Here is a 22,712-nt window from a genome sequence, read left to right on the forward strand (position 1 = left end):
TCCGTATTGCGGAGGCTTAATGTCCGAAGCTATCCATCCCGCTGCCGTCCATCATCTGCCTGGCTTTATCACTGCTCCGGGGCAGTCCGACTGGCTGCTCACTGCCGTTGCCATCTTCCTGATCGTGGCGATCTTCGCGCTCGGTACGCTCTATCTGCGGCTGCACTCCTTGCCGGAGGTCATGGCGCACAAGACCAACAAGATCCAGCTTGAGCTGGTGGCGGTTCTGGCGCTCCTGTCGCTGCTTACCCACAACAACATTCTGTGGGGCGCAGCCTTGCTTCTGGCGCTGATCGACCTGCCGGATTTCTCCTCGCCGCTTTCGTCGATCGCCGGATCGCTGGAGAAAATTGCCGGCAAGGTGGTGGATCAGCCTGGCGGTGCGGAGACGAGGGAGGCGGAGCCGGCAGAGATCGAGCCGCTGCCGCACCCGTTGCCGCGGGCATTACCCGGCCACGCGTCACCCGCTCATTCGTCGACGGAAGGGAAGGCATAAGCCATGTTCGAGTTTATCCTTTGCTCGATGCTGACCATCCTGCCTGACTATCTCTTCCGTCGTTACGGCCAGGGAAAGCGGATTGGACGCGAGATCACGATCTATTCGGTCTGGTTCGAACTGCGCTGGGGCATTACCGCCTGCATCGTGTTGACGCTCTCGCTGATCACGCTGATCTTCTATTTCCACCCGTCGACGAAGAATGTCACGGCGGCGTTCCGCACCGTGGCGATCCTGCCGGAGTCCGGCGGGCGGGTTTCGGAGATTTATGCCACCGTCTTTGAGAAGGTGAAGGCTGGCGACCCGCTGTTCAAACTTGACAGCAGCGAGGAGGAAGCGGCCGCCGAGGTCGCCCGCCGGCAGATTGCCGAGGTCGATGCCGAGATGGCCGTCTCCCGCACCGAGCTCGTTGCCGCGGACGGCGCGATCGTCCAGGCGCAGGCCGCCGTCCAGCAGGCGCAGGACGAATACGATACGCAGGTCGAGCTGAACCGGCTCAACCCCAATGTCGTTGCCCGTCGCGAGATCGAACGCCGGCAGGTGGCGCTCGAAGGGCGCAAGGGGGCGCTGACGGCTGCCCAGTCCAACAAGCAGACGCTGGAGACCAAGCTGCAGTCGCTTCTGCCTTCGCAGAAGGCCAGCGCCGAAGCGGCCCTGAAACAGGCCGAGATCGACATCGACAAGACCACGGTTCGCGCCGGTGTCTCCGGCACGGTGCAGCAGTTCACGCTCAGGGTCGGCGAAGTTGTCAACCCGCTGCTCAGGCCGGCCGGCGTTCTGGTGCCGGAAGATGCGGGCCGCGCACGGCTGGTGGCCGGCTTCGGGCAGATCGAGGCGCAGGTGATGAAGGTGGGCATGATCGGCGAGGCGACCTGCGTCGGCAAACCCTTCACCATCATCCCGCTCGTCGTCACCGAGGTACAGGAGGTAATTGCCTCGGGCCAGGTGCGGGCGAGCGACCAGTTGGTCGACGTCACGCAGATCTCCCAGCCCGGCACCCTGACTGTCTTTATGGAGCCGCTTTACCCCGGCGTGCTCGACGATGTTCCGCCCGGCAGCAGTTGCATCGCCAATGCCTATACCAGCAACCACGACCAACTGGACAGGCCCGGCATCAGCACGCTGGAATGGGCCTATCTGCACGGGGTCGATGCCGTCGGTCTCGTCCACGCCGCCATCCTGCGCATACAGGCGCTGATGCTGCCGGTGCAGACGCTGGTGCTTGGCGGGCACTAAGCGGGCGCCGGGCATGGCGTGAAGACAGGAAAGAAAAGGCCCTGAACCGAACCGGTCAGGGCCTTTTCATTTCTATTTCTTGCTTAATGAATTGAGTCTCCGCGGGGAACGGAAGCTCAAGCGCGCAACCAAATAAATAAAGCAACTGCACGGCAATAAAAACGCGAACACACTTACTCTTCCGGGGATTGCATGTGTGCGATGTGCAATTACAGGTAACATTCTGGCAAAAGCGGAGTTCGAAATCAATTAAATTTAAGAGGGATTTGTGTAGTCAATTGGGGTTAGGAGCGGGTGCGAGCCACCCTGCCCGCGGGGAGTAGAGCGTTGCTTGCGGGGGGTAGGCCTGGATTGGGTGCCGTAGCGTGAGGTGACCTTGAGCTTTTGCGGTCATCCGACCGGCATTGTCCAGGGCTCCCAAATTGCATCATGATTGCCGCCTTCGCGGCGGTAAAAACGCTTGGCTGCTTCGTTGGTTGCAAGCACCGTCCAGTTGATGCGCGGTGCCCCGATCTTCTCGGCATGACGCTTCAGCGCCGCGACCAAGGCGGCGCCTGCCCCTGACGAACGGGCTGTTTCGTCAACGAAAAGTTCCTTCAGCACGAGCGTCGGCTTCAGGTCATAGGTCCAGGGAATGACATAGTGCACGGCGATGCCGACCACGCGACCGTCGAGATCGGCGACCAGAACGCCGAAGCGCGGGGCCTCGCCGAGACCATGATTTATGAGGTCCGTTTCGGTCACGGAAAATTTCTCTATGTAACCTTCGAAGACTGCGAGGCCGCGCATCAGCCTCAGCACCTCGGTCACGTCGCGACGTTCGAAGGGGCGGACCGTCAGGGGTGATGCGGGCATCTCGAGATCTCGTGCAAAGGGGTTACCGGTTAGAAGCGGGTTACAAAGGGCCGGCAGGGGCCGGCCCCGCGTGCACGCTAGCGCCGTCTTTATGCGGCGAGCAAGGCCTGTGCTTCGCCCGGAGCAGCACCAGTGGCGAAGGCGAAGCCTTCATCTTCCCAGCCGGTGATGCCGCCGATCATGAGCTTCACCGGCCGGCCGAGGCGGGCAAGCTTGAGCGCCGCCTGGTCGGCGCCGTTGCAATGCGGACCGGCGCAGTAGACGACGAACAGGGTACCTTCGGCCCATTCGGCCATGCGCTCGGCGCTGATCTGGCGGTGCGGCAAGTGGATCGCGCCCGGGACGTGGCGGCGGGCATAGGCCGCGTCCGAGCCGACCACGTGCAGGAGCACGAAATCCTGTTCGCCGCTCTTCAGCGCATGGGCGACATCGGCGCAATCGGTCTCGACGCTCAAGCGCCTGGCGAAATGGGCAACGGCGATCTCGGGTGAGGCGGCTGGGGTTTCGGTGACGTAGCTCATCGGGCTCTCCTCGGGTTTGGCGTGTTGGCGAGGAGATGTGTAGCAGCCCGCGATCAGGGCTGGCAGTTGGCAATATTGCCATATATGCTCAAGATCATGCCAAAGTCGTTTCCCGCTGCTCAACCGCTCCCAAATCCGCTCGTCGTGGCGCTTGCCTATGACGGGCTCTGCACCTTCGAATTCGGCGTCGCCGTCGAGATGTTCGGCCTGCCGCGCCCGGAAATGGGCGAGGGCTGGTACCGGTTCGCCGTTGCCTCGGTGGACCCGGGGGAGCTCAGGGCAACCGGGGGCGTGCGGATTGTTGCCGACGGCGGCATCGAGCTTTTGGGAGAAGCCGGCACGATCATCGTGCCCGGCTGGCGCGGCGCCGACCAACCGGTGCCCGAGGCGGTGTGCCAGGCGCTGCGGCAGGCGCATCAGCGCGGTGCACGGGTGCTTTCCATCTGCTCCGGCGTCTTCGTGCTGGCGGCAGCAGGGCTGCTTTCAGGGCGGCGGGCGACGACCCATTGGCGCTATACCGACAAGCTTGGGGCGCTTTACCCTGACATCGAGGTCGTGCCGGATGTGCTGTACGTCGATGGCGGGCAGGTGCTGACCTCGGCCGGCAGTGCCGCCGGCATCGACCTTTGCCTGCATCTGATCCGCCGCGATTTCGGCAGCGAGGCAGCCAACCGCGTCGCCCGCCGGCTCGTCGTGCCGCCACATCGCGATGGTGGGCAGGCGCAGTTCATCGAGCGGGCGGTGCCCGACGTGCACGAGAGCGCAAGGCTCGGACCCTTGCTCGACCGGATGCGCGAACGGCTGGGCGAGGATTTCTCGATCGCGGCTCTCGCCAGGGCCGCCGGCATGAGCGAGCGCACCTTCCTGCGCCGCTTCGAGGCGGCAACCGGCACGACGCCGGCGCGCTGGCTCTTGACCGAGCGGCTGTCGCGCGCCCGGCAATTGCTGGAGGAAACAGCATTCGGCATGGAGCAGGTGGCGGAAGCCTCCGGCTTCGGCTCGACCCAGACGCTGCGCCACCATTTCCGCCAGCAGCTTTCAACCACACCCGCCGCCTACCGCGCCGCCTTCGGGCGGGTGCCGGTGGCGCTCGCCGAAGTCGCCGCGGAGTAAACCGCGGCGACCCTCTGCCATTACGCCTCAGACAGCGCAGGTTCGCTACCATCCTTGCGGAAGAAGGAGCGGAAGAACACGGCGTCCGGCGCCGAGACTACCACCCGGGCGACAATGGCTGTCGCAGCGATGGCAAAGACCAGCCGGCCGAAAAAGACGCTGGTGAAATCCGCACCGAGCGCAACGACGACCAGCGTGTCCTCGATGAGGCTGTGGCCGAAGCCCATGAAGACGCAGGCAAGGAAGACCTGGCGCGGCTCGACATTGGCCTCACGTGCTTCACGGATCAAAAGCGCGCCGCCGTAAGAGATCCCCAAGAGTACGCCGACGGCGGCAAAGGGCACGGTTTCGGTCTTGACGCCGGCCAGGCGAAACAGCGGTGCCATGCCCCGGTTCAGCCAGCCAAGGATGCCGACGAGCTTCAGGATCTCGATCGTCCAGCTCAAGGCGAGCAGCACGACGAGCATGGTCAAAAGTGTCTTCAGCGTGCTGAAGGCGAAGGCGAGCCAGCCGGAGCCCTCGTTGACCGGGATCCAGGCGGGGGCGAGCGGCGTGGCAAGCCACCCGGTGAAGGCGAAGGCCTGATGCATGAGGGCGGCAAAGACCAGGCCACCGCCGATCCTGATCGCGGCCGTGACGAGGAAACTCGGACCCGCCTTCTGGATGATGCGTTGCTCGATCGGGATGGCGTGGGCGACGAGCATCAGCGCCGAAAACACCGTCATGTCGGCGGTCGAAAGCTCGGAGACCGGCACCAGCGCGAAGACGACGACGACCGCGCCCCAGATGCCGACCAGCAGGCCGGTGAGCCAGGCAAAGGCAAGCTCGGGCGGCAGGCCGATCAACGTCATCACTGGCTCGAAGGCGGGTGCCACCGCGCGGATCACGCCGAGCTCCTGCAGCACATGGGTGACGATGGTGACGGGAACGATGATGCGCACCAGGTCGAGATAGACTTCGAGGGTGGCGAGCGTCTTGCGGTAGAGGATGATCAGAACGGTCATGGCGGTCTCTCCTTGGGTTTGTTGTCCAAGGACTAGCGCGAGGCCCTTCGCAGTTGTGGTCAAAATATCCACTTCTGTGCAATAAAATTGCAGAGTGCTGCAATGGAGGTGCGCGTGGACAAGATCGACAGAAAACTGCTGAAGCTTTTGCAGGCGGACGCCTCGCGCACCAATGCCGAGCTTGCCGCCGAAGTCGGCCTATCGCCGTCCAGCTGCCTGCGCCGCATCAGGCGGCTTCATGAGGCGGGCGTCATCGACCGGATCGTTGCCGTGCTCAATCCAACCAAGGCCGGCCGAACCATGAAGGCGATCATCACCATCGAACTCGAGCGCCACGGCGAACAATATGTGCGCCGCTTTCTCGACATGGCGGCCAAGGAGCCGGCGGTGGTCCAGGCTTACAGCGTCAGTGGCGAGGCCGACGCAATTTTGATGCTGCGGCTGAAGGACATGGACGAGCTCGATGCATTGACCGAGCGGCTCTTCAAGGACGAGAGCAACGTCGCGCGCTATTACACCGCATTCGTGATCCGCACTGGCAAGGAGACGACGGAGATACCGGTGTGAGGCGGTTGCCGGAAGGCACGGCGACGACCAGAGATGACGGCTGTTGCGGCGCTTGCAGTTCGCGCCGGGGTCCTTGGCCCCGGCGCTTCGGCCATCGTCACTTCACCGCGGCATTGCCGCCATCGGCAAAGAGGGCCGCACCCGACACGAAGCTTGCCATCGGGCCCGACAGGAAGAGGGCGGCCTGGGCGATTTCTTCCGGCTGGGCGATGCGCTTCATCGCGTGCAGGCCTGCGGCCCATTCCTTGTTTTCCTTGCTGCCGGCTGCCGGCGTGTCGACGCCGCCCGGAAGGAGCGCGTTGGCGCGGATGCCCATGGCGCCGTAGTCGGCGGTAATGCCCTTGACCAGCCCCATCAGTCCAGCCTTGGGGGCGCCATAGGCAGCCATGCCGGGAATGCCGACGCTGGTGCCGACGAAGGTGGAGGTGAAGACCAGCGACCCGACGCCGCGGGCAAGCATGGCCGGGATCTGGTGGCGCGCGCCAAGGAAGGCGGAGGTGAGGTTGGTGGCAAGCGATTGCTGCCATTCGGCAGCGGTGATTTCGGCAATCGGCTTCATGGCGTGGACAGCGCCGGCATTGTTGACGGCAATGTCGAGCCCGCCGAACCGGCTGACAGCGGTTTCCACCAGCCGGATATGCGTTTGTTCCTCGGTGACATCGCCGTTGACGGCAATCGCTTCGCCACCCTCAGCCCGGATCGCCTCGACGACCGCTTTGAGCGGTGATTCGCTGCGGGCGTTGAGAACGATTTTCGCACCTTCGGCGGCGAACAGTTCGGCGATCGCGCGGCCGATGCCGGACGAGGCGCCGGTGACGATGGCGATCTTATCTTGCAACATGGGCATGGGTTCACTCCTCATTGGTTGAGGCGCCCTGACTACTGCCGGCAGGGGGGAGCGCCCACCCGATTTCCGATCGCTGGTTGCACGTTGCCGATTTTCAATCGGTGGTGCCGCTGGCATAGTCCGGCGCGACGAAGGGCGGGAGGAAGGGATGCTGAGGACATACAAGGGGAGCTGCCATTGCGGCGCGGTGCGCATCGAGGCGGATCTCGACATCAGCGCCGGCACGGAAAAATGCAATTGCACGATCTGCGTGAAGATGCGACTCTGGTGCGTGGCGATAAGGCCCGAAGCCTTCCGGCTGGTCGCCGGCGAAGAGGCGCTGACGGACTATCGCGGTCGCAACGCGGTCGCGCATCATTTTTTCTGCAGCCATTGCGGCGTGCGGCCGTTCGAGCGCATCGACGCGCCGAACATGAGCAACCATACCTACTACAACATCAACGTGACCTGCCTCGACGATGTCGACATCGATGAGCTGATGGCTGCACCCGTGACCTGTCGCGACGGGCTTGACGACAACTGGGGTGAGGCCCCGGCCGAAGTGCGGCATCTCTAACGCTTGCGGGGAGCCCACCTGCGTCCTTCCAGGTGTTGGCTCCTCTAATCTACATCCAGGTTCGCCAGCGTCCTCAAGGCGGCGAGCGTCTCGCGCAGCGCGCGATCGAGCCGCTTGTCGCGGCGAAGCACGAGGGCAGAGCGACGGGAGAAGGGTGGCGACACCTGCCGCACCTCAAGCCGTTCACGGTCTCCCGTGCGCAGCGCAATGTCAGGCACCAGGGCCGCGCCAAGGCCGGCGGCGACCATTTCCTTGATCGCATCGACGCTGCCGAACGACATGAGCGGCTTGACGTCGGTGCCGCCCGATTGCAGCCACTCATCGGTGATGCGCCGGGTGTTGGCGCCGGGTTCGTAGAAGATCATCGGATACTTCGCCAGCGTACTTGCGGTCACCGTCTCGGGCAGTTCGGTTCCCAGAGGGGCGATCGCGACGAAGCGTTCGTCGAAAAGCGGCGCGACATCGAAGATGCGGCCGGTCACGGGAAGCGTGACGAGGCCGATATCAAGAAGGTTGTCATCGACCGCGCGCACGACGTCGGCGCTGTTGCCCGTCGTCACGGTGATGTCGAGATCGGGAAAGCGGCGCTTGAGATCGGCGAGCAGCGGCGGCAGCAGGAAGGCGCAAGGCGTGGCGCCGGTACCGATGCGCACGCGGCCGAGCACGCCTCTCGCATGGCGCGCGACCGCTTCGACCGCGAGGCTCGTCGCCGCCTCGATGCGGCCGGCGTGTTCAAGCAATTCCACTCCGGCGGCACTCGGCCGCGCCGTGCGGCCGACCCGCTCGACCAGACGCACGCCAAGCTGCTTTTCCAGCGCCCGCACCTGCAGGCTTACTGCAGGCTGGGTGAGGCCCAGGCGTTCGGCGGCGGCCGAGAAACTGCCGAGTTCGGCAACCAGTGCGAAGGTCTTGAGATAGTCGAGATTGAGGGCGCCCATTACCAAAGTTTCTCTTATGCTTTGAATGCGAAAGCTAATCTTCTTTTATGAAATGTCGAGGCGCAAACTGTGGTCATGGTTGGAAACAGAACATGGGTGTTCGACATGATCCGGGAACTCGGTCTCTTCCTTGTCGCCTCGCCGCATTCGCGGTTCTGGCAAATGCGGCACCTTCGCGAACTTGATGCCGAACGTCTCGTCGACCTCGGCATCACGCGCGAGGAAGCGCGCCATGGGCGGCGGGCCGACGTTGACGCCGCAAAGGGCGGTCAATGGCGCAAGGACCCCATCGGCCCCGGCTTCCACTCTGCCAGCAGAGCCGGTTTGCCGCTTGGGAGCAGGGCGTAGAGCATCCTGCATTCTGGCAGAATCACGCCAGGCAGAGAGGATGCTCCGAGCATATGCTCATGGAAACGACCGCGCCGCGCGCGGTGTCAGGCGCACAAAGGCCCTCGTAGCTCTTTGAATTGCCGCATGTTTTTCCTTTGACCGGCTACGGGCAAGGGTAACTTCCAGCCGTGTCGACCGGTGCGCCTTTTCACACGGCTGCAAGCGGCGCGACGCGTCCGATCAGGCAGGCGTCGCCGGCCTTGCCGTCAGGCGCTCCGTGTAGCGCCGAACCCCGATCCACACGAAGTAGGTGATGGCGAGAGTGAGCGGCACAAAGAAGAGGAGGGCGATCAACTCGCTCCAGTGCCCCGCGTTCAAGGCGATTGCAATTGCCTCCCAGACTGCAATGACGACGCAGAGAGCCGTCCACAGGCCGAGGATTTTGGTGAATGGCGGCCAGAAACCCGCCGGTAGCATGGTCTTGTCGAAAGCGTAGCACACGACGCCGATGGCGCCTGGGACCGACAGGATCGCGCCGATGACATCCAGGAAGTCGACCCCGTCTTCAGCCGACAGCATCAGGACAATACCGGTGGGCGTCGCAACGCACAGGAACGCGGCAAAGAGCTTCCACAAGGCCGAAAGGGTTTTTTGCATCGCGAATCTCACTCTCCAGTTGTTGCCAGCATCGGTGGCATCTCGAGCCTTGTACATGGGGGTACACGCATGCCGGAGTTTTCACCGAACCCACGCTATCGAAAAGCCGTCGAGTATGATCTCGTTCGGTGTCCACACGGCGCCGTTGAAGATCCACAGCGGGTTGCCAAAGCACTCAATCCTTCTGCCGCTCACCACGACACCGTCGCTGTCGTTGCAGGCGACGATCGGCCGTGCCGCATGCGTGCTGTAGTTGAGAAGTGTGAGGAGGTAGCTTTCGTCATCGCTGAGATGCGGGAAGAACTCGAAGGGCGTGAGATCGAGCGCATCGCCATCCGTGATCTCTTCGGGTTTGAGGCCGATGAAGGGGGCGTCGGTTGCAATCGTCGGCCCCATGAGAATGGCGCCGGCGCTGACGCCGATCAGCATGCCGCCGGCAAGCGCCCAGTCGCGCAGCGGGCGGAGCATGCGGCTGCGTTTCAGCCGTTCGAGAAAGCCGCCGGTATGACCGCCGGAGAGGTGGATGGCGTCTGACGCGAAGAGTGCGGCGATGGCTTGCGGGGGCTGCGGTTCGTCGAGATCGAAGAAGAGGGTGAGGTCGAGGCCGTATCGGCCGTAGTAGGAGCGGGCGGCGAGGAAGAAGCTGCGGTCCGGTTCCGGGCCGGAAGCAACATAGGCGAGCCTCTTGCCGGTCCCGCGTGCCTCAAGAATATCGGCGAGCCTCCGGTCGATCGCCGCGCATTCAGGGAAAAGCTGGTCGCTGTAAAGGACGAGGTTATGCAAAATCGCTCTCTTTGTTTTCCCGACCGAGCACAGGTTGTGCGACCGGCAGAAGCTCGGCGGCTACCTGCCCTCAACTCCCGTCATAGCGCTACGCGAAGCGTTCTCCGTTGAAGGTGTGTGTGCAGCATCTGCAAGTTGGCCTCATATCGTCGACAGTAAGTGTCGGGTCCACCAATGCCAGGCGCCCGTCCTCATCAACATACAGGCCACTGTAGTATGAGCTCTCGCCGAGGCGCACATACGACTGTCGTTCCCCCTCGCTTCGGGCGACCAACCAAAAGATGGGCTCAGAGTGATCGATCCGAGCGACGGCTTCGCGGTAAGTTTCGTCCCAATCGTTGCCTACCCGCGAAAGGAGAAACCGGAACAGTGGCGTATAGTCCAATCCATGCCGGTGGTGCGAGTGCATTGAACCGTTTTGGGAGAGGTCCTGTAGGGCCGCCTTGGTGTTTCGAGACCATCTCCAATCACCGCCGTTACCGTGACGCACTCCGTGGGTTCGGCTGTTCACTTTTCGGTAGAGTGGCTTTTCACGTCGCATGTCGGGTGCTCAATGCATCTGATGATAGACTGCTCGCTCTTGTTGCATTTATAGGGAGTTATCGCAACGGTTGATGTCTCTATGCGACCGGGCGATTCTTGGTGATTGCAAATGCTCCATCGCTGGCGCCCCTCAATCCGCACTCAGCGCCACTGCCGGCTGCAGGCGGGAAGCGTTGCGGGCTGGCAGGAAGCCGAAGGCAAGCCCGGTCATGAAGGCGCAGGCAAAGGCGAGCGCGACGGGGCCGAAGGTGAAGGAGACGGGCATGCCGAACTGGCCGGCGAGCGCGCCGGTGCCAAGGCCCAAGACCACTCCGAGCGTGCCGCCGATCAGCGAGACGACGAGCGCCTCGATGATGAACTGAAGCAGGATATCGCGCTGGCGGGCGCCGGTTGCCATGCGCACGCCGATCTCGCGGGTGCGCTCGCTGACCGAGACCAGCATGATGTTCATCACCCCGATGCCGCCGACAAGCAACGAGATCGCCGCGACGGAGCCGAGGAACAGTTTCAGCGTGTTCGACGTCTCGGTGAAGGCCTCGCGCACGGAGGACATGTTGGTGATCTGGGTGTCCTGGCGCTTGTGGCGCTGGTCGAGCAGCGCCTGGATCGCCTGCTGGGTGATGTCGATCGCCGAGCCATCCTTCACCTGCACGGTGATGGTGCGCACATTGCGCTGGCCGAAGAGGCGGATGCTACCCGTCGTCAAGGGCACCAGCACCACGTCGTCCTGGTCGTTGCCGAAGGAGGTGGCGCCCATCTCGGCCATCACGCCGATCACTTGGAACGGGATCTTGTTGACGAGCACATATTGGCCGATCGGGTTGTCGCCGTCGGGAAAGAGCGTCTTCACCACCGTCTGGCCAAGCACTGCGACCGGCGCGTAGGTGTCCATGTCGTTCTGGTTGATGAACTCGCCCCTGGCCATCTGCCAGGACTTTGCCGTGGTGAACTGCGGCACGGTGCCGTTGGCCGTCGTCTGGTAGTCGATATTGCCGCGGCGGAGCGTGACGTTGCTGGTCAATTCCGGCACGGCGAAGGCGACGTTCGGCACCTCGAGGATCGCATCCGCGTCGGCAGGCACCAGCGTCACGTTGCTTCCCCCGGCACTGCCGCGGAAATTCGCCATGCTCGGGCGCACCACGAGCAGGTCCGAGCCCATCGACGAGATGCGGCTGAGAACAGAATTCTGCGCGCCGGTGCCGATCGCCAGCATCGCGACGACGGAGCCGACGCCGATGACGATGCCGAGCAGGGTGAGGATGGTGCGAAAGAGGTTGGCCTTGAGCGCCCGGAACGCCATCTTCACCGCCTCGGTGACATCGGCGATCGCAGCCGACCCCTCGCTGACATGGCGGGCGAGGGCGGCGGCCCCTTCGGCATTCACGCGGGCCTTCTTGGCGCGGTCGGCAACGATGCGGCCGTCATGGATCTCGATCAGCCGGTCGGCCTGTTCGGCGACCTCGCGCGAGTGGGTGATGACGATGACCGTGTGGCCCTGTTCGTTCATGTCGCGAAGCAGCGCCATCACGTCCGAGCCGCTCTGGCTGTCGAGCGCGCCGGTCGGTTCGTCCGCCAGGATCACCCGGCCGCCGTTCATCAGCGCACGGGCAATGGAGACGCGCTGCTGCTGGCCGCCGGAGAGCTGGCTCGGCCGATGGTCGAGCCGCTCCCCGAGCTTCAGCGCCTCCAGCAGTGCCTCGGCACGGTCGTGCCGGTCGCGGGCCGACATGCCGGCATAGACGGCCGGCACCTCGACATTTTCCTTGGCGCTTGCCGTCGGGATGAGGTTGTAGCTCTGGAAGACGAAGCCGAAGGTGCGGCGGCGCAGCGCTGCCAGCTCATTGGTATCCAGCGTCGCGACGCTTTCGCCGTCGATCAGGTAGTCACCGCCGGTCGGTTGGTCGAGGCAGCCGAGGATGTTCATCAGCGTTGACTTGCCGGAGCCGGACTGGCCGACGATCGCCACGAATTCGCCCGCCTCGATGTCGAGCGACAGCCCGTGCAGGACCTCGACGGCGAGATCGCCGTTGCGATAGGTCTTGGTGACGTTCTTGAGCGAAATCAGCGGGGACATGGCCGGTCTCTAAGCTTTCTCTTAGCGATCGTCAGAACATCGGCGGCATGCGCATGCCGCGCTGGCTGCGGCTGTCACGGGCGCTGCCCGCGGTGCCCGAGCCGGTGCTGACGACGATCTTGTCGCCTTCCTCAAGGCCGCTCTTGATTTCGGCGCTGACGCGGTTGCGGATGCCGACCTCGACATCGCGCCTTTCAAGCGCGCCGGAAGCGGTGACGACGGAAACCTCGGCCTTGTGGCTTTCGCCGCGCGCCCCCTCTGCCTGGCCGTTTCGGTGGCCGGTCGCATCCCCTGTCTCCCTTGCCGGATAGCTCAGGGCAGCACTCGGCACGATCAGCACGTCCTTGGCGGCAGCCTGCACGAAGAACACCTGTGCGCTCATCGACATCATCAACTCGCCTTCAGGGTTGGCCACGTCGAAAAGCGCGTAATAGAGCACGACGTTGTTTTCGGTGTCGGGCATCGGCTGGATCTGCCGGAGCTTGCCGGTGAAGCGCTTGCCCGGCTGGCCGAGCAGGGTGAAATAGACGTCCATGCCGACCTTCAGCCTGGTGACGTCGGCTTCCGACACCTGCGCCTTGACGGTCATGGTCGAGAGGTCGGCAATGGTGACGATGGTTGGCGTCGTCTGGTTGGCGTTCAGCGTCTGGCCTTCCTTGGCCGGGTTGGCGACGATGGTGCCGGTCATCGGCGCATAGATCTTGGTATAGCCGAGATCGACCTTGTCGCCGGCAAGGGTTGCCTGCTGCTTGCGGATTTGCGCCTCGATGGCGTTGACGTCGGCCTCGGCCGCGGCAAGATCGGCAATCGCCTGGTCGAGCGTCGATTGCGCCACGCTCCTGGTTTCGACGAGATTGCGCTGGCGGTCGATATTGGCCTGTTTCAGCACCAGCTGTGCCTTCTTGGAAATGAGCTGGGCCTGAAGATTGGCAAGCTCGGCCTGGTCGATCTCGATACGGTTTTCGATGGTCGCCGGGTCGATCTCGGCAATCAGCTGGTTGGCCTGGACCTTGTCGCCGATCTCGACATGCAGCGCCTTCAATTGGCCCGAGACCTGGGCGCCGGCATCGACGGATTTGACCGCATCGAGCGTGCCGACAGCGGTGACGGCGTTTTCGATGTCGCCGCGGGTGACGACGTCGGTCACCATCGCGGTTGCCGCCGGCGCCTCGCCATAGCGGGTCCAGCCGTACCAGGCGGCACCGGCAACGGCGAGCACCACCGGCGCCCACAGCCAGGAGCGGCTCTTCCGCTTGCGCTTCACCGGCTTGATCGCGCCGGGAATGAAGGTGACGTTGGGGGCCTTATCGTCGCGCGGCGCCGTTTCGGCCCGGGCCGTCTTCATTGTCTTGTTCATCGCTTCGCCCTATCCGGCATCGCGGATGCCATTTCGATAGGTCAAAAATAGAAGCGAACGACCCCGACGAGAAGCATTGAGATCATTATATTTTCGTAATGTGTCCAGGGCCGGCGAGGGGAGTGTGCTGCGGCGGCGCCGTTCAGCGTGCAACGGTGACAGGGCATGGCGCACGTTCGCACGAACAAGCGGAACGCACGCCGCCCATATGCTACGCTATGCGATCCGGGTCGGTACCCGCCTAATGTGCCGGAGTGGTCTCTACTGGGTAGTGCGCGTCCTCCCAGGCAGGGAAACCGCCGGCAAAATGATAGACATTCTCGAATCCCCAGACCAAAGCTTTGGCCGATGCGTAGGCGGAATCTCCACAATACTTACCATGGCATGAGAAGATCACTTCCTCATCCTTGCTCACGGCTTTCGAGAGCGTGTCTTTCGCCAAAACCTCGACAACCGACAGGTTGATAGCACCTGGCGCATGCCCGCGATCGAAGCTCAGGGTGGTGCGCACATCAACGAACTTGACGCCGCGATCGTGCAGTCGCTTGGCCGTCGGGGCGTCTATTTTCGTGGTTCCCTTGACGTTGTATTCCCCGTTGCTCTTGTTCATCAGGCGGGCGTAATCGTCATACGAAATATCCGTGCCGGCTCCCTCCGGCACTCCCGCCTTGCGCAACCCTTCCTGCAGGCGGTCGCGATAGGTCCTGTCGTAGTTGAAGATGTCGCCGTACCAATACCATCCCAATTCCTGAACCGTGAGTGGCGAGAATCCAGCGGGAACAACGAGCGCGTTGTATTTTTCGATGTTTTCCTGAACGCCATCCGTCTGTCCGAGGTGACCGAGGCATGACACCAGCGTGGCATAGTCTTCGGCCACGTCGGATTGCCAGGTCACCAGGCGTTCCAGGCTCTTTACCCCGTCGGCATATTTCTCCTGGTGGAACTGTGAAATCGCAAGAACCCTGAGATAGCTCGGCGGATACTGTGGGTCGACACGCATGGCCTGTTGCACTTCGCGTTCGGCCTCCGGAGCACGGCCCGTGGCGTTCAAAATTCGTGCTTTGCTGATGTGGTTTTCGGGATCGTTGGGATCGAGTTCCATCGCATGACTGATCTTGGCAAAGGCTTCCGCATACTGGCCCTGCCTTGCCAGCACCTCAGCGGAGATCGCATAGGCGAGCGGATTGGGCTTCCGCATCGCCAAGGCCAGGTGCTGATCCACACGTTCCATAGCCCTCTGGAAGCCAAGATTGGCGGATTCCCAGTTGGAAACAGCAATTCTCCAATTCGCCGAAGCGAGCGCCGCATGCGCGCGGCTGTAATCGGGGTCAAGCTCGATTGCCTTCTCGAAAAGGGGCATTGCCTTGAGGGTTTCATCCTCGCTGTCGGCACGCAGGTGATCCCAGCCTTGCAGCAGAGCGTCGTAAGCCTGTGGGCTGCTCGTCTCCGCCTGCTCGGACTGCGCCCGCTCCACCATTGTGAACTCGACTGCGAGTGCAGACACGATCTCGCCGATGACCTTGTCCTGAAGCGTAAAGATGTCGCTCATCGCGCCGTCATAGCGTTCCGCCCATAGATGATGGCCGCCGAGCGCGTCTATCAGCTGTGCGTTGATACGGACCTGGTCCCCCTGGCGACGCACACTGCCTTCCAACACATATCGGACCCCGAGTTCTTCGGCCACCTGCTGCACCTTGGTGGGTTTTCCCTTGTAGGCGAAGGTGGAGTTCCGGGCGATAACGAAGATGGTGGGCAGTTTTGAAAGGTCTGTGATCAAATCTTCGGTTATGCCGTCGGCGAAATAGACCTGCTCTGGATCGGAACTGAGATTGTCGAACGGCAGGACCGCAATTGACGGCTTGTCAGGTAGGGGAAGTGCCATGCGCGCAATCGATGCCGTTTCCGCACCCGCCTTCCACTGACTTAGCCAAATGGCAAGGAAGGCAGCCAGCAGAACGAGAGCCACCGCCGCGAGCGGCCCCCAGCTGCGAAGGCGCTGGATCTTGAACTGCGAACTCCTGGTGTTTCCATCGAAGCGCACGCGATAGGTGCGTACGGCGCGCGCGATGTTCTTGACATGCTGCTCGCCGATAAATTCAAGCGGCAGTTCGAGCTTGCCTTGCAAATGATCGAAAGCCGTACCGGATATGAAAACGCCGCCAGACTCACATATCTGCTCCAGGCGCGCGGCAACGTTGACCCCATCGCCCAGCAAATCATCGCCCTCCACGACAACATCGCCGAGATTGACGCCCATGCGGAAGAGAAGGCGCTGTTCGGGCAGGATATCCGCCTGGCGTGCGGCAACCTTTTTTTGCAAGGCCACGGCGCATAGGACAGCATCGACGACAGAGCCGAATTCCACGATCGCGCCATCGCCCATGAGCTTCACTGTGCGGCCGTGATATTCCGCCACCAATGGGTCGAAGACTTCGGAGCGCAACGCCTTCAGCGCGGCAAGCGTACCGGCCTCGTTAGCTTCGATAAGTCGCGAATAACCAACAATGTCGACGGCGAGAATTGCAACCAGCCGCCGCTCAGCATGGTCCTCTCCCATGACCCACCCTCTCAGGCGAGGTGACGAAAGCCACGTTTATCGGCTCATTCGGTGGACGGGAACACCCTTTCCCGCCTTCGTAATTCTACTCCTGTTTCCCGTTTGCGACGAGTGACCAGAGCATCTTTCCGCGTCCGCGCCGGGAATGAAGGTGACGTTGGGGGTCGTGTCGTCGCGCGGCGCCGTTTCGGCCCGGGCCGTCTTCCTTGTCTTGTTCATCGCTTCGCCCTATCGGGCATCGCGGATGCCATTTTGGTAGGTCAAAAATGGAATGGCCCCGACGAAAAGCATTGAGATCATTATATTTTCGTCATCCTGGACTCGGCAGGTGAGGGGGCGAAGGGGCGCCCGGTTGGTGCCGGCGCCCCTGTGCGGCCCTTGGGAATGGCGTGTCAGCCGCGCGGTGCGACGAGTTCGGCGACCTCGACGACGGCGCCGTGGTGGTCGGCAAGGCCGGCAAGTTCGGCCTCGTGCAGGGTGCGGGCGGAGATCGTGCCTGATGATGACGGCAGGTCGCGGGTGGTGCAGGCGTCGGCGGCAATCGTGATGCCGTAGCCGAGGTCCTTGGCGGCGCGGGCGGTGGACGACACGCAATTGTGGGTCATGAAGCCGGCGAAGATGACGGGGGTGCCGGCCGGACCGACGACTTCGGCAAGGTTCGTGTCGGAAAAACCGTTGGGCCGGGTCTTTTCGACAATGGTTTCGCCCGCAATCGGCGCCAGCGCGTCGACGATCGCGCCGCGGTGGGCCGCCCGATCGAACATGCCGCCGGCAGACCCCTTGTGGGCGACATGGATGATCTTCGCACCGGCAGCACGGGCGGCGGTGAGCAGGTCGCGCGCCTTTTCGATCGCCGCTTCCGGCTCGACGAGCCGCAAGGGGCCAGCGAGATATTCGTTCTGGTAGTCGCTCAGCACCAGCGTGGCGGCGCTGAGCGGCGGCGGGGTGAGCGTGACGCCCGCCAGGGTGAAGAGCGTAGCGGCGGGCGTGGACGAAACGTGTGCGGTCATGGCAGGGCTCCTTGGCTCGTGAAAGTTCGGTTGTGGAAGCGGGGCTTGTCGTTCTCGAGCCGGGCTTCCTGACCCGGCTTGTTGATGCGGACTGTCGATTGGCTTGATCTTATCGGCTGCATTTGCGCAGAGTGATCCGAAGTTTTCGGAGGACAATCTGCATGAATGCAGGGTGGGCGGATCTCGAACTGCTTGACCATCTGGTGCGCGGGGGCACGCTCAGCCAGGCGGCGCGCTCGCTTGGCGTCGACCAGACGACGGTGTCGCGCAGGCTTGCAGCGCTCGAGCGGCGGGTCGGGGCGGCGCTGTTTGACCGCATCGACGGCCGGCTGACGCCAACGCCGGTGCTTGTCCCCGTTGTCGACCGACTGCGGGCAATGTCGGAGGAGGCGTCGCTGTCGCTGGCGACGCTGTTGCGAACCACGGCGGAACTGAAGGGCCAGGTCAGGGTGACGAGCATCGGCTTTGTGCTTAGCGCCATTCTGGCACCGGCGCTTGCGCGTCTCGAACAGCGCCATCCGGGCCTCACCCTTGATCTTGTCGCCGACAACCAGATGCTGAGCATCGAGCGGCGCGAGGCCGATATCGCCATCCGCATGGCGCGCACGGGCGAAGACAGCGTGCGGGTGAAAAGCCTTGGGCTGCTGCGTTTCCGGTTGTTCCGGCCCAAGGGGCAGGGGGCCGGGCCTTGCCCGATCGTCCGCTACGGTCCGGCCCTTGCCCATGTGCCGGAGATGCTGGCGCTCGACCGGCTGCGGCCGGATGCGCGCGTGGCGCTGACCGCCGACAAGCTGGAGATCCTGATGGAGGCAGCGCTTTCGCTCGGCGCCGAACTGATGCTGCCGGAGGTGAATGGCTTGCGCGACCCTCGTTTCGAGGTGGTCGACGAACCGGAGGCGGTAGCCGAGCGCCCGGTCTACCTGATGATGCACCCGGAGCGGGCGCGGGTTCCGAGCGTGGCGGCGGTGGCGGCGTTTATCGAGGAGACGATGCGGGGGTGGAGGTAGAGGCTGGGCGTGGTGGTGTGTGTGGGGTTCCACTCGGCTTTGCCCCTCACCCTAAGCCTCTCCCCGCAGGTGGGGAGAGGGGCCGCGGAGAGCCGCGACGGTTCTACATAGAGGAAATGTCGACGTGTTTGGTGAACGCGGACGCCTTGGGGCGAGAGCCGGCGCGGCCGACGCTTCCGCGGATCGAAGTCGACAACCTTCCCCATGTCATCCCCCAGGCGGACGATGGCACACGCCTCAGTTTAGTAAAAACCAAATAAACCTTGACTGTAACTTGCATTATGAGACGCTGAAATGCCTAGGTTGTGCTGCGTGGGGGGGAACCGATGAGCGTCTATGGGATGAGGCAAAGGCCACTGGAGCGGGATTGTAGGCCGAGCGCATGGTGGCTGAGCCGCTTTACGAAAGAAGAGCGTGTGGCCGGACTGAAGCACTGCGACCATGCCATTAAACTGCGAGAGGAAGCCTCAGAAGCCAATGCCTGGCTGCAAGTCCATCCGAGAAAGGGCACCATGCGCTACCTTCTTTCCTTCCTGCTAGCGATCGTGATTGCGGCTTCCCCCTTTGCCGGCGCCCTAGCCTCCTCGTATGCTCCGGATAGTCCGATGACCTTCCAGATTGTGCGAAGTTCCTCGCCCGAATGTGAGCCCACCTGCCCGGAGTGGATCGTCGCTGCAGGCTCCATTGAACCCGATACGCCGGCGTCCTTGCGGAAACTGCTCAAGACGCTTGGATCTCGCCGCTTGCCGATCGTGATTGCGTCGAACGGTGGGGATCGCCCAGCGGCATTGGAAGTCGGCCGGATCATCAGGAAACAAAAGCTGACAGTCGCAATAGGTTTTGCCAACACTATCAAATGCCAGGCGAAACCAAGTGTCTGCCGAAAGATACCGTTCGTCCCTGGAACCCCCAGATTCGACGGAATCAACTGCATTTCGGGCTGCGTCTATCTTTTTGGCGGTGGGGTGGTCCGGCTTAACGCTCCGGGCAACGTGGTTGGGTTGCACAAGGGATCCATGGTTATCTATTCCAGGGACAACAAATCGTTCAAGGCCATGAAAGACGCCAAGCGTGCCGAACGGATGATGCGTAAGGCTAAACAGGAGATCGCAACTTATCTCTCGGAGATGGGCATCAAAACCGAGCTGGTTGAGAAGGCCCATAGCCAGGAGGGGGTGTACGAGGTCCCGTGGGATGAGCAATTATCGTGGGGTCTGGTAACCGGCCTAATCCAGGAACAGGATTTCACGAACCCTGGCGCTTGCAAATCACAGCCTGCGCCTGTGAATTGTGTCACCCGCGCGACGACCGATTGAGTGTGCCCGCCTGAGTGCCGGCCCGATGTTCACCGGCCGTGCTTTGCCTTGAGCGCGCTTGAAGGAGAAGGCCGTCTCACAGGTCGCCAGATCGGAGACTCATTCTGGACGGTATCGTCCTGACGACGAACTGCTTGCGTTCCTTGAATCCCTCTGACTATGCCGAACCGCCGCATGGCAATTGGAGGAGTTTCCACCCTGCAGATCGGCCCTGCGGCATAATCCGGCTTACGGCATAATGGATGGTTTCGTCGGTCAGGCTTGCATAGTATTCGGCAACCTGCGGGCGGACAGACGGCCAGGGCCTGCCTGGATGCCGGCCGAGATCGTCCGTTGAGATCAGTTCCCAGCCGCGCGTGCTCGCCAAGGTTCTGGCGAATGTCGATTTGCCGACATGCGAGCTTCCTCCAACCAGAATACCGAGGGGCTGCTCCTGCATCCGTTAGGCTCCATTTCACCGGTCGGTGATCGGCCGCGCCACGACCGGCCACCAACCTTTTGACGAGGGCAAGCCGATCTCTGTCCCTTCGGGTCGCAGCCTATGGCGCTGCTTCTGTGCCGTCACCGCCGAAATTTCGCCCCGTTGTGAGAATCGTCTTGACGCCTCCAGGACGCTTCACTAGAAGAATGCGAACCGTACCGTACGGTACTGATCGGGGGCGAGGCGACGTGCAGATGACTGCGGCGATAAGGGAGGCGAATGCCGGGGAGGGGCTGACGGAACGTCAGGGCGCCGTTCTCGAGCAGGCATTGCGGCTTCTCGTCGACGGCGGCGAAAAGGCGCTGACGACGGCCGGCATCGCGCGTGCGGCCAATTGCTCCAAGGAGAGCCTCTACAAGTGGTTCGGGGATCGCGATGGCCTGATCTCGGCGATGATCGGCTTCCAGGCGAGCAAGGTGCGCACGCAGGATGTCGCCGCACGCACGCTGAATGCCGAGAGCTTGCATGGCCATCTCATCACCTTTGCCAAGGATCTTCTCGAGGTTCTGGCGGGCGATGTGTCGCTGGCGCTCAACCGGCTGGCGATCGGCCAGGCGAGCCGCGACGGCTCCAAGCTCGGGCACATGCTGCAGGAGCGTGGGCGCCGGCAGATCGGCCGCCGCGCGGCAGCACTGCTCGAGGCCGGGCGCAAGGCGGGTCTCTTGTCGTTTGACGACGCCGACGAGGCCTATGGTGCCCTCTATGGCCTTGTCGTCTCCGACTGGCATCTGAAGATGCTGCTCGGCGAAGAGGCCGGCGAGATGAAAAAAGGTTTTGGCCGCAAGGCGGAGCAGGCGGTTTCTGCCTTCCTCGCGCTTTACGGCACGAAAAGGTAACTGCAGCGCCGCGCTTCGCAAGAAGTGCAAAGGTCGCTGCAGCACTGGGAATGGCAGCGCCGCGCTTCGCAAGAAGCGCAAAGGTCGCTGCAGCAAGAAGGAATTGCTGCGTGGTCACAAAGCCATGCAGCGGAGACAAACTGAAAAACAACGGGAAGGACCACTAAAATGCGCGTCTATTACGATCGTGATGCCGATATCAACCTGATCAAGTCGAAGAAGGTCGCCATCGTCGGCTACGGCAGCCAGGGCCGCGCCCATGCGCTGAACCTGAAGGATTCCGGCGCCAAGGAAATCCGCATCGCGCTGAAGCCGGGTTCGGCAACGGCTGCCAAGGTCGAGGCCGACGGTCTCCAGGTTCTCTCGGTCGCGGAAGCCGCCAAGTGGGCCGACCTCATCATGATGGCAACCCCGGACGAACTGCAGGCCGAAATCTACAAGGCCGACATCGCCGGCAACATCCGTGACGGCGCTGCGATCGCGTTCGCCCACGGCCTCAACGTTCACTTCGGCCTGATCGAGCCGAAGGCTTCGCTCGACGTCGTCATGATCGCGCCGAAGGGCCCGGGCCACACGGTTCGCGGCGAATACCAGAAGGGCGGCGGCGTTCCCTGCCTCGTTGCCGTTCACCAGGACGCTTCGGGCAACGCCCTTGACCTCGCGCTCTCCTACGCCTGCGGCGTCGGCGGCGGCCGTTCGGGCATCATCGAAACCAACTTCAAGGAAGAGTGCGAAACCGACCTCTTCGGCGAACAGGTCGTTCTGTGCGGCGGTCTCGTCGAGCTGATCCGCGCCGGCTTCGAAACGCTGGTCGAAGGCGGCTACGCGCCGGAAATGGCCTATTTCGAGTGCCTGCACGAAGTGAAGCTGATCGTCGACCTGATCTATGAAGGCGGCATCGCCAACATGAACTACTCGATCTCCAACACGGCCGAGTGGGGCGAATACGTCACCGGCCCGCGCATCATCACCGAAGAAACCAAGGCTGAGATGAAGCGCGTCCTGAAGGACATCCAGACCGGCAAGTTCACCTCGGAATGGATGCAGGAGTACAAGTCGGGTGCGGCCCGCTTCAAGGGCATCCGCCGCGTCAACGACGCCCACCAGATCGAGGAAGTCGGCGCGAAGCTTCGCGGCATGATGCCCTGGATCGGCAAGAACAAGCTGGTCGACAAGGCGAAGAACTAAGCCTTTTCGAACGGTTGAATGAAGGAAGCCGGGGCCATTGCTCCGGCTTTTCTCATGGCGTGCGCATGTCCGCTCTAGGTGATATCCGCAAGGCTTAGGAACAGGTCCAGGCAAGCGCCCGGGAAAGCGGCAAAGGTCGAACCGGCGCCAAGCCCGATCAGGCCGTAGCCGAGCGCTCCGTCCCAGCCGTAACCTTGCCAGCCGTAGAGAGCGCCGAAGGTCGTTGCCGCACCGACGACCGTGACCCACCAAAGGCACCGGACGATGAGAAGGAACGTCTCGCGCATGCTCGCCTTCCTGGCTGATTGACAACAATCTATGGTTCTAATCAGCAGATAGGTTCGCGTAACGCTGACTGCGAGGGGTGGAGGCAAGGGCGGTTGCGCTTTGTTGCGGGAAACACCGGGCCCGTCGCTGCGGGCAGACAAGCTCGCAGATCG

At 62.8% G+C, this 22,712-nt stretch carries 22 protein-coding genes; 10 read left to right on the forward strand and 12 right to left on the reverse strand.

Going from position 1 to position 22,712, the window contains the following annotated elements; all coding sequences use genetic code 11:
* Window positions 1-19 precede the first annotated feature (19 nt).
* A complete protein-coding gene (locus MKZ91_RS00500) occupies window positions 20-496 on the forward strand; it encodes a hypothetical protein (RefSeq protein ID WP_336166907.1) in 477 nt (158 codons plus the stop codon).
* Between the two features lie 3 nt (window positions 497-499).
* Window positions 500-1,732 (forward strand): HlyD family secretion protein, encoded by a 1,233-nt coding sequence (locus MKZ91_RS00505; protein ID WP_336166909.1) that lies wholly within the window; start codon window positions 500-502, stop codon window positions 1,730-1,732.
* 390 nt (window positions 1,733-2,122) lie between these two features.
* Here the strand turns inward: MKZ91_RS00505 and MKZ91_RS00510 are convergent, their stop codons facing one another.
* Together MKZ91_RS00510 and MKZ91_RS00515 are read right to left on the reverse strand one after the other, a co-directional pair.
* Window positions 2,123-2,587: a GNAT family N-acetyltransferase gene (locus tag MKZ91_RS00510; RefSeq protein ID WP_336166911.1), complete on the reverse strand. Its 465-nt coding sequence runs from the start codon at window positions 2,585-2,587 to the stop codon at window positions 2,123-2,125.
* A gap of 89 nt (window positions 2,588-2,676) precedes the next feature.
* Window positions 2,677-3,108, reverse strand: coding sequence for a rhodanese-like domain-containing protein (locus tag MKZ91_RS00515; protein WP_336166913.1), 432 nt, complete (start codon window positions 3,106-3,108; stop codon window positions 2,677-2,679).
* A gap of 96 nt (window positions 3,109-3,204) precedes the next feature.
* Between MKZ91_RS00515 and ftrA the strand changes: the two genes are divergently transcribed.
* On the forward strand, window positions 3,205-4,221 hold the full coding sequence (gene ftrA, locus MKZ91_RS00520; RefSeq protein WP_442892164.1) for a transcriptional regulator FtrA: 1,017 nt from the start codon (window positions 3,205-3,207) through the stop codon (window positions 4,219-4,221).
* A 20-nt stretch (window positions 4,222-4,241) separates the two neighbouring features.
* On the opposite strand, the gene MKZ91_RS00525 is transcribed toward ftrA, so the two are convergent.
* Window positions 4,242-5,225 (reverse strand): nucleoside recognition domain-containing protein, encoded by a 984-nt coding sequence (locus tag MKZ91_RS00525; protein WP_336166915.1) that lies wholly within the window; start codon window positions 5,223-5,225, stop codon window positions 4,242-4,244.
* A gap of 114 nt (window positions 5,226-5,339) precedes the next feature.
* Here MKZ91_RS00525 and MKZ91_RS00530 point away from each other — a divergent pair, with 114 nt between their 5' ends.
* Window positions 5,340-5,792, forward strand: a complete 453-nt coding sequence (locus tag MKZ91_RS00530; protein WP_336166917.1) for an Lrp/AsnC family transcriptional regulator — start codon at window positions 5,340-5,342, stop codon at window positions 5,790-5,792.
* Window positions 5,793-5,889: 97 nt separating this feature from the next.
* Here MKZ91_RS00530 and MKZ91_RS00535 read toward each other — a convergent pair whose 3' ends face one another.
* Window positions 5,890-6,639: an SDR family oxidoreductase gene (locus tag MKZ91_RS00535; protein WP_336166920.1), complete on the reverse strand. Its 750-nt coding sequence runs from the start codon at window positions 6,637-6,639 to the stop codon at window positions 5,890-5,892.
* A 148-nt stretch (window positions 6,640-6,787) separates the two neighbouring features.
* On the opposite strand from MKZ91_RS00535, the gene MKZ91_RS00540 reads away from it, so the two are divergent.
* Window positions 6,788-7,195 (forward strand): GFA family protein, encoded by a 408-nt coding sequence (locus MKZ91_RS00540; protein WP_336166922.1) that lies wholly within the window; start codon window positions 6,788-6,790, stop codon window positions 7,193-7,195.
* Between the two features lie 44 nt (window positions 7,196-7,239).
* Here MKZ91_RS00540 and MKZ91_RS00545 read toward each other — a convergent pair whose 3' ends face one another.
* Window positions 7,240-8,133, reverse strand: coding sequence for a LysR family transcriptional regulator (locus MKZ91_RS00545; RefSeq protein WP_336166924.1), 894 nt, complete (start codon window positions 8,131-8,133; stop codon window positions 7,240-7,242).
* 105 nt (window positions 8,134-8,238) lie between these two features.
* Between MKZ91_RS00545 and MKZ91_RS00550 the strand changes: the two genes are divergently transcribed.
* Window positions 8,239-8,481, forward strand: a complete 243-nt coding sequence (locus tag MKZ91_RS00550; protein WP_336166925.1) for a hypothetical protein — start codon at window positions 8,239-8,241, stop codon at window positions 8,479-8,481.
* 222 nt (window positions 8,482-8,703) lie between these two features.
* Here MKZ91_RS00550 and MKZ91_RS00555 read toward each other — a convergent pair whose 3' ends face one another.
* The 6 genes from MKZ91_RS00555 to MKZ91_RS00580 form a co-directional block, all read right to left on the reverse strand.
* Window positions 8,704-9,120: a hypothetical protein gene (locus MKZ91_RS00555; protein WP_336166926.1), complete on the reverse strand. Its 417-nt coding sequence runs from the start codon at window positions 9,118-9,120 to the stop codon at window positions 8,704-8,706.
* 81 nt (window positions 9,121-9,201) lie between these two features.
* A complete protein-coding gene (locus MKZ91_RS00560; RefSeq protein ID WP_336166927.1) occupies window positions 9,202-9,903 on the reverse strand; it encodes a Type 1 glutamine amidotransferase-like domain-containing protein in 702 nt (233 codons plus the stop codon).
* Window positions 9,904-10,576: 673 nt separating this feature from the next.
* Window positions 10,577-12,520 carry a MacB family efflux pump subunit gene (locus MKZ91_RS00565; protein ID WP_336166928.1) on the reverse strand — a complete coding sequence of 648 codons (1,944 nt, stop codon included), beginning with the start codon at window positions 12,518-12,520 and terminating at the stop codon, window positions 10,577-10,579.
* Window positions 12,521-12,551: 31 nt separating this feature from the next.
* The gene (locus tag MKZ91_RS00570) at window positions 12,552-13,877 is read right to left on the reverse strand and encodes an efflux RND transporter periplasmic adaptor subunit (RefSeq protein ID WP_336166930.1); all 1,326 of its coding nucleotides are present in this window, start codon (window positions 13,875-13,877) and stop codon (window positions 12,552-12,554) included.
* A gap of 241 nt (window positions 13,878-14,118) precedes the next feature.
* Window positions 14,119-16,434 (reverse strand): rhodanese-like domain-containing protein, encoded by a 2,316-nt coding sequence (locus tag MKZ91_RS00575; protein ID WP_336166932.1) that lies wholly within the window; start codon window positions 16,432-16,434, stop codon window positions 14,119-14,121.
* A 392-nt stretch (window positions 16,435-16,826) separates the two neighbouring features.
* Window positions 16,827-17,444 (reverse strand): cysteine hydrolase family protein, encoded by a 618-nt coding sequence (locus MKZ91_RS00580; protein WP_336166934.1) that lies wholly within the window; start codon window positions 17,442-17,444, stop codon window positions 16,827-16,829.
* A gap of 161 nt (window positions 17,445-17,605) precedes the next feature.
* Here MKZ91_RS00580 and MKZ91_RS00585 point away from each other — a divergent pair, with 161 nt between their 5' ends.
* From MKZ91_RS00585 to ilvC, 4 genes are all read left to right on the forward strand, one after another.
* A complete protein-coding gene (locus MKZ91_RS00585; protein WP_336166936.1) occupies window positions 17,606-18,451 on the forward strand; it encodes a LysR family transcriptional regulator in 846 nt (281 codons plus the stop codon).
* Between the two features lie 416 nt (window positions 18,452-18,867).
* Window positions 18,868-19,767: a hypothetical protein gene (locus MKZ91_RS00590; RefSeq protein ID WP_336166938.1), complete on the forward strand. Its 900-nt coding sequence runs from the start codon at window positions 18,868-18,870 to the stop codon at window positions 19,765-19,767.
* A gap of 675 nt (window positions 19,768-20,442) precedes the next feature.
* A complete protein-coding gene (locus MKZ91_RS00600; protein WP_442892165.1) occupies window positions 20,443-21,084 on the forward strand; it encodes a TetR/AcrR family transcriptional regulator C-terminal domain-containing protein in 642 nt (213 codons plus the stop codon).
* Window positions 21,085-21,252: 168 nt separating this feature from the next.
* Window positions 21,253-22,272: a ketol-acid reductoisomerase gene (gene ilvC, locus MKZ91_RS00605; RefSeq protein ID WP_077960625.1), complete on the forward strand. Its 1,020-nt coding sequence runs from the start codon at window positions 21,253-21,255 to the stop codon at window positions 22,270-22,272.
* A 74-nt stretch (window positions 22,273-22,346) separates the two neighbouring features.
* On the opposite strand, the gene MKZ91_RS00610 is transcribed toward ilvC, so the two are convergent.
* On the reverse strand, window positions 22,347-22,559 hold the full coding sequence (locus MKZ91_RS00610; RefSeq protein ID WP_336166946.1) for a hypothetical protein: 213 nt from the start codon (window positions 22,557-22,559) through the stop codon (window positions 22,347-22,349).
* Window positions 22,560-22,712: the final 153 nt, after the last annotated feature.

This window comes from Ensifer sp. MJa1 (genome assembly GCF_037026475.1).
Lineage (GTDB): Bacteria > Pseudomonadota > Alphaproteobacteria > Rhizobiales > Rhizobiaceae > Ensifer.

Bases quoted from the DNA above. Each gene is read 5' to 3' on its own strand.
- MKZ91_RS00600 (WP_442892165.1), top strand. From the start codon at position 20,443: ATGACTGCGGCGATAAGGGAGGCGAATGCCGGGGAGGGGCTGACGGAA.
- ilvC (WP_077960625.1), top strand. From the start codon at position 21,253: ATGCGCGTCTATTACGATCGTGATGCCGATATCAACCTGATCAAGTCG.
- MKZ91_RS00500 (WP_336166907.1), top strand. From the start codon at position 20: ATGTCCGAAGCTATCCATCCCGCTGCCGTCCATCATCTGCCTGGCTTT.
- MKZ91_RS00580 (WP_336166934.1), bottom strand. From the start codon at position 17,444: ATGACCGCACACGTTTCGTCCACGCCCGCCGCTACGCTCTTCACCCTG.
- MKZ91_RS00540 (WP_336166922.1), top strand. From the start codon at position 6,788: ATGCTGAGGACATACAAGGGGAGCTGCCATTGCGGCGCGGTGCGCATC.
- MKZ91_RS00525 (WP_336166915.1), bottom strand. From the start codon at position 5,225: ATGACCGTTCTGATCATCCTCTACCGCAAGACGCTCGCCACCCTCGAA.
- MKZ91_RS00510 (WP_336166911.1), bottom strand. From the start codon at position 2,587: ATGCCCGCATCACCCCTGACGGTCCGCCCCTTCGAACGTCGCGACGTG.
- ftrA (WP_442892164.1), top strand. From the start codon at position 3,205: ATGCCAAAGTCGTTTCCCGCTGCTCAACCGCTCCCAAATCCGCTCGTC.
- MKZ91_RS00535 (WP_336166920.1), bottom strand. From the start codon at position 6,639: ATGCCCATGTTGCAAGATAAGATCGCCATCGTCACCGGCGCCTCGTCC.
- MKZ91_RS00575 (WP_336166932.1), bottom strand. From the start codon at position 16,434: ATGGGAGAGGACCATGCTGAGCGGCGGCTGGTTGCAATTCTCGCCGTC.
- MKZ91_RS00550 (WP_336166925.1), top strand. From the start codon at position 8,239: ATGATCCGGGAACTCGGTCTCTTCCTTGTCGCCTCGCCGCATTCGCGG.
- MKZ91_RS00545 (WP_336166924.1), bottom strand. From the start codon at position 8,133: ATGGGCGCCCTCAATCTCGACTATCTCAAGACCTTCGCACTGGTTGCC.
- MKZ91_RS00585 (WP_336166936.1), top strand. From the start codon at position 17,606: ATGAATGCAGGGTGGGCGGATCTCGAACTGCTTGACCATCTGGTGCGC.
- MKZ91_RS00565 (WP_336166928.1), bottom strand. From the start codon at position 12,520: ATGTCCCCGCTGATTTCGCTCAAGAACGTCACCAAGACCTATCGCAAC.
- MKZ91_RS00515 (WP_336166913.1), bottom strand. From the start codon at position 3,108: ATGAGCTACGTCACCGAAACCCCAGCCGCCTCACCCGAGATCGCCGTT.
- MKZ91_RS00570 (WP_336166930.1), bottom strand. From the start codon at position 13,877: ATGAACAAGACAATGAAGACGGCCCGGGCCGAAACGGCGCCGCGCGAC.
- MKZ91_RS00610 (WP_336166946.1), bottom strand. From the start codon at position 22,559: ATGCGCGAGACGTTCCTTCTCATCGTCCGGTGCCTTTGGTGGGTCACG.
- MKZ91_RS00555 (WP_336166926.1), bottom strand. From the start codon at position 9,120: ATGCAAAAAACCCTTTCGGCCTTGTGGAAGCTCTTTGCCGCGTTCCTG.
- MKZ91_RS00505 (WP_336166909.1), top strand. From the start codon at position 500: ATGTTCGAGTTTATCCTTTGCTCGATGCTGACCATCCTGCCTGACTAT.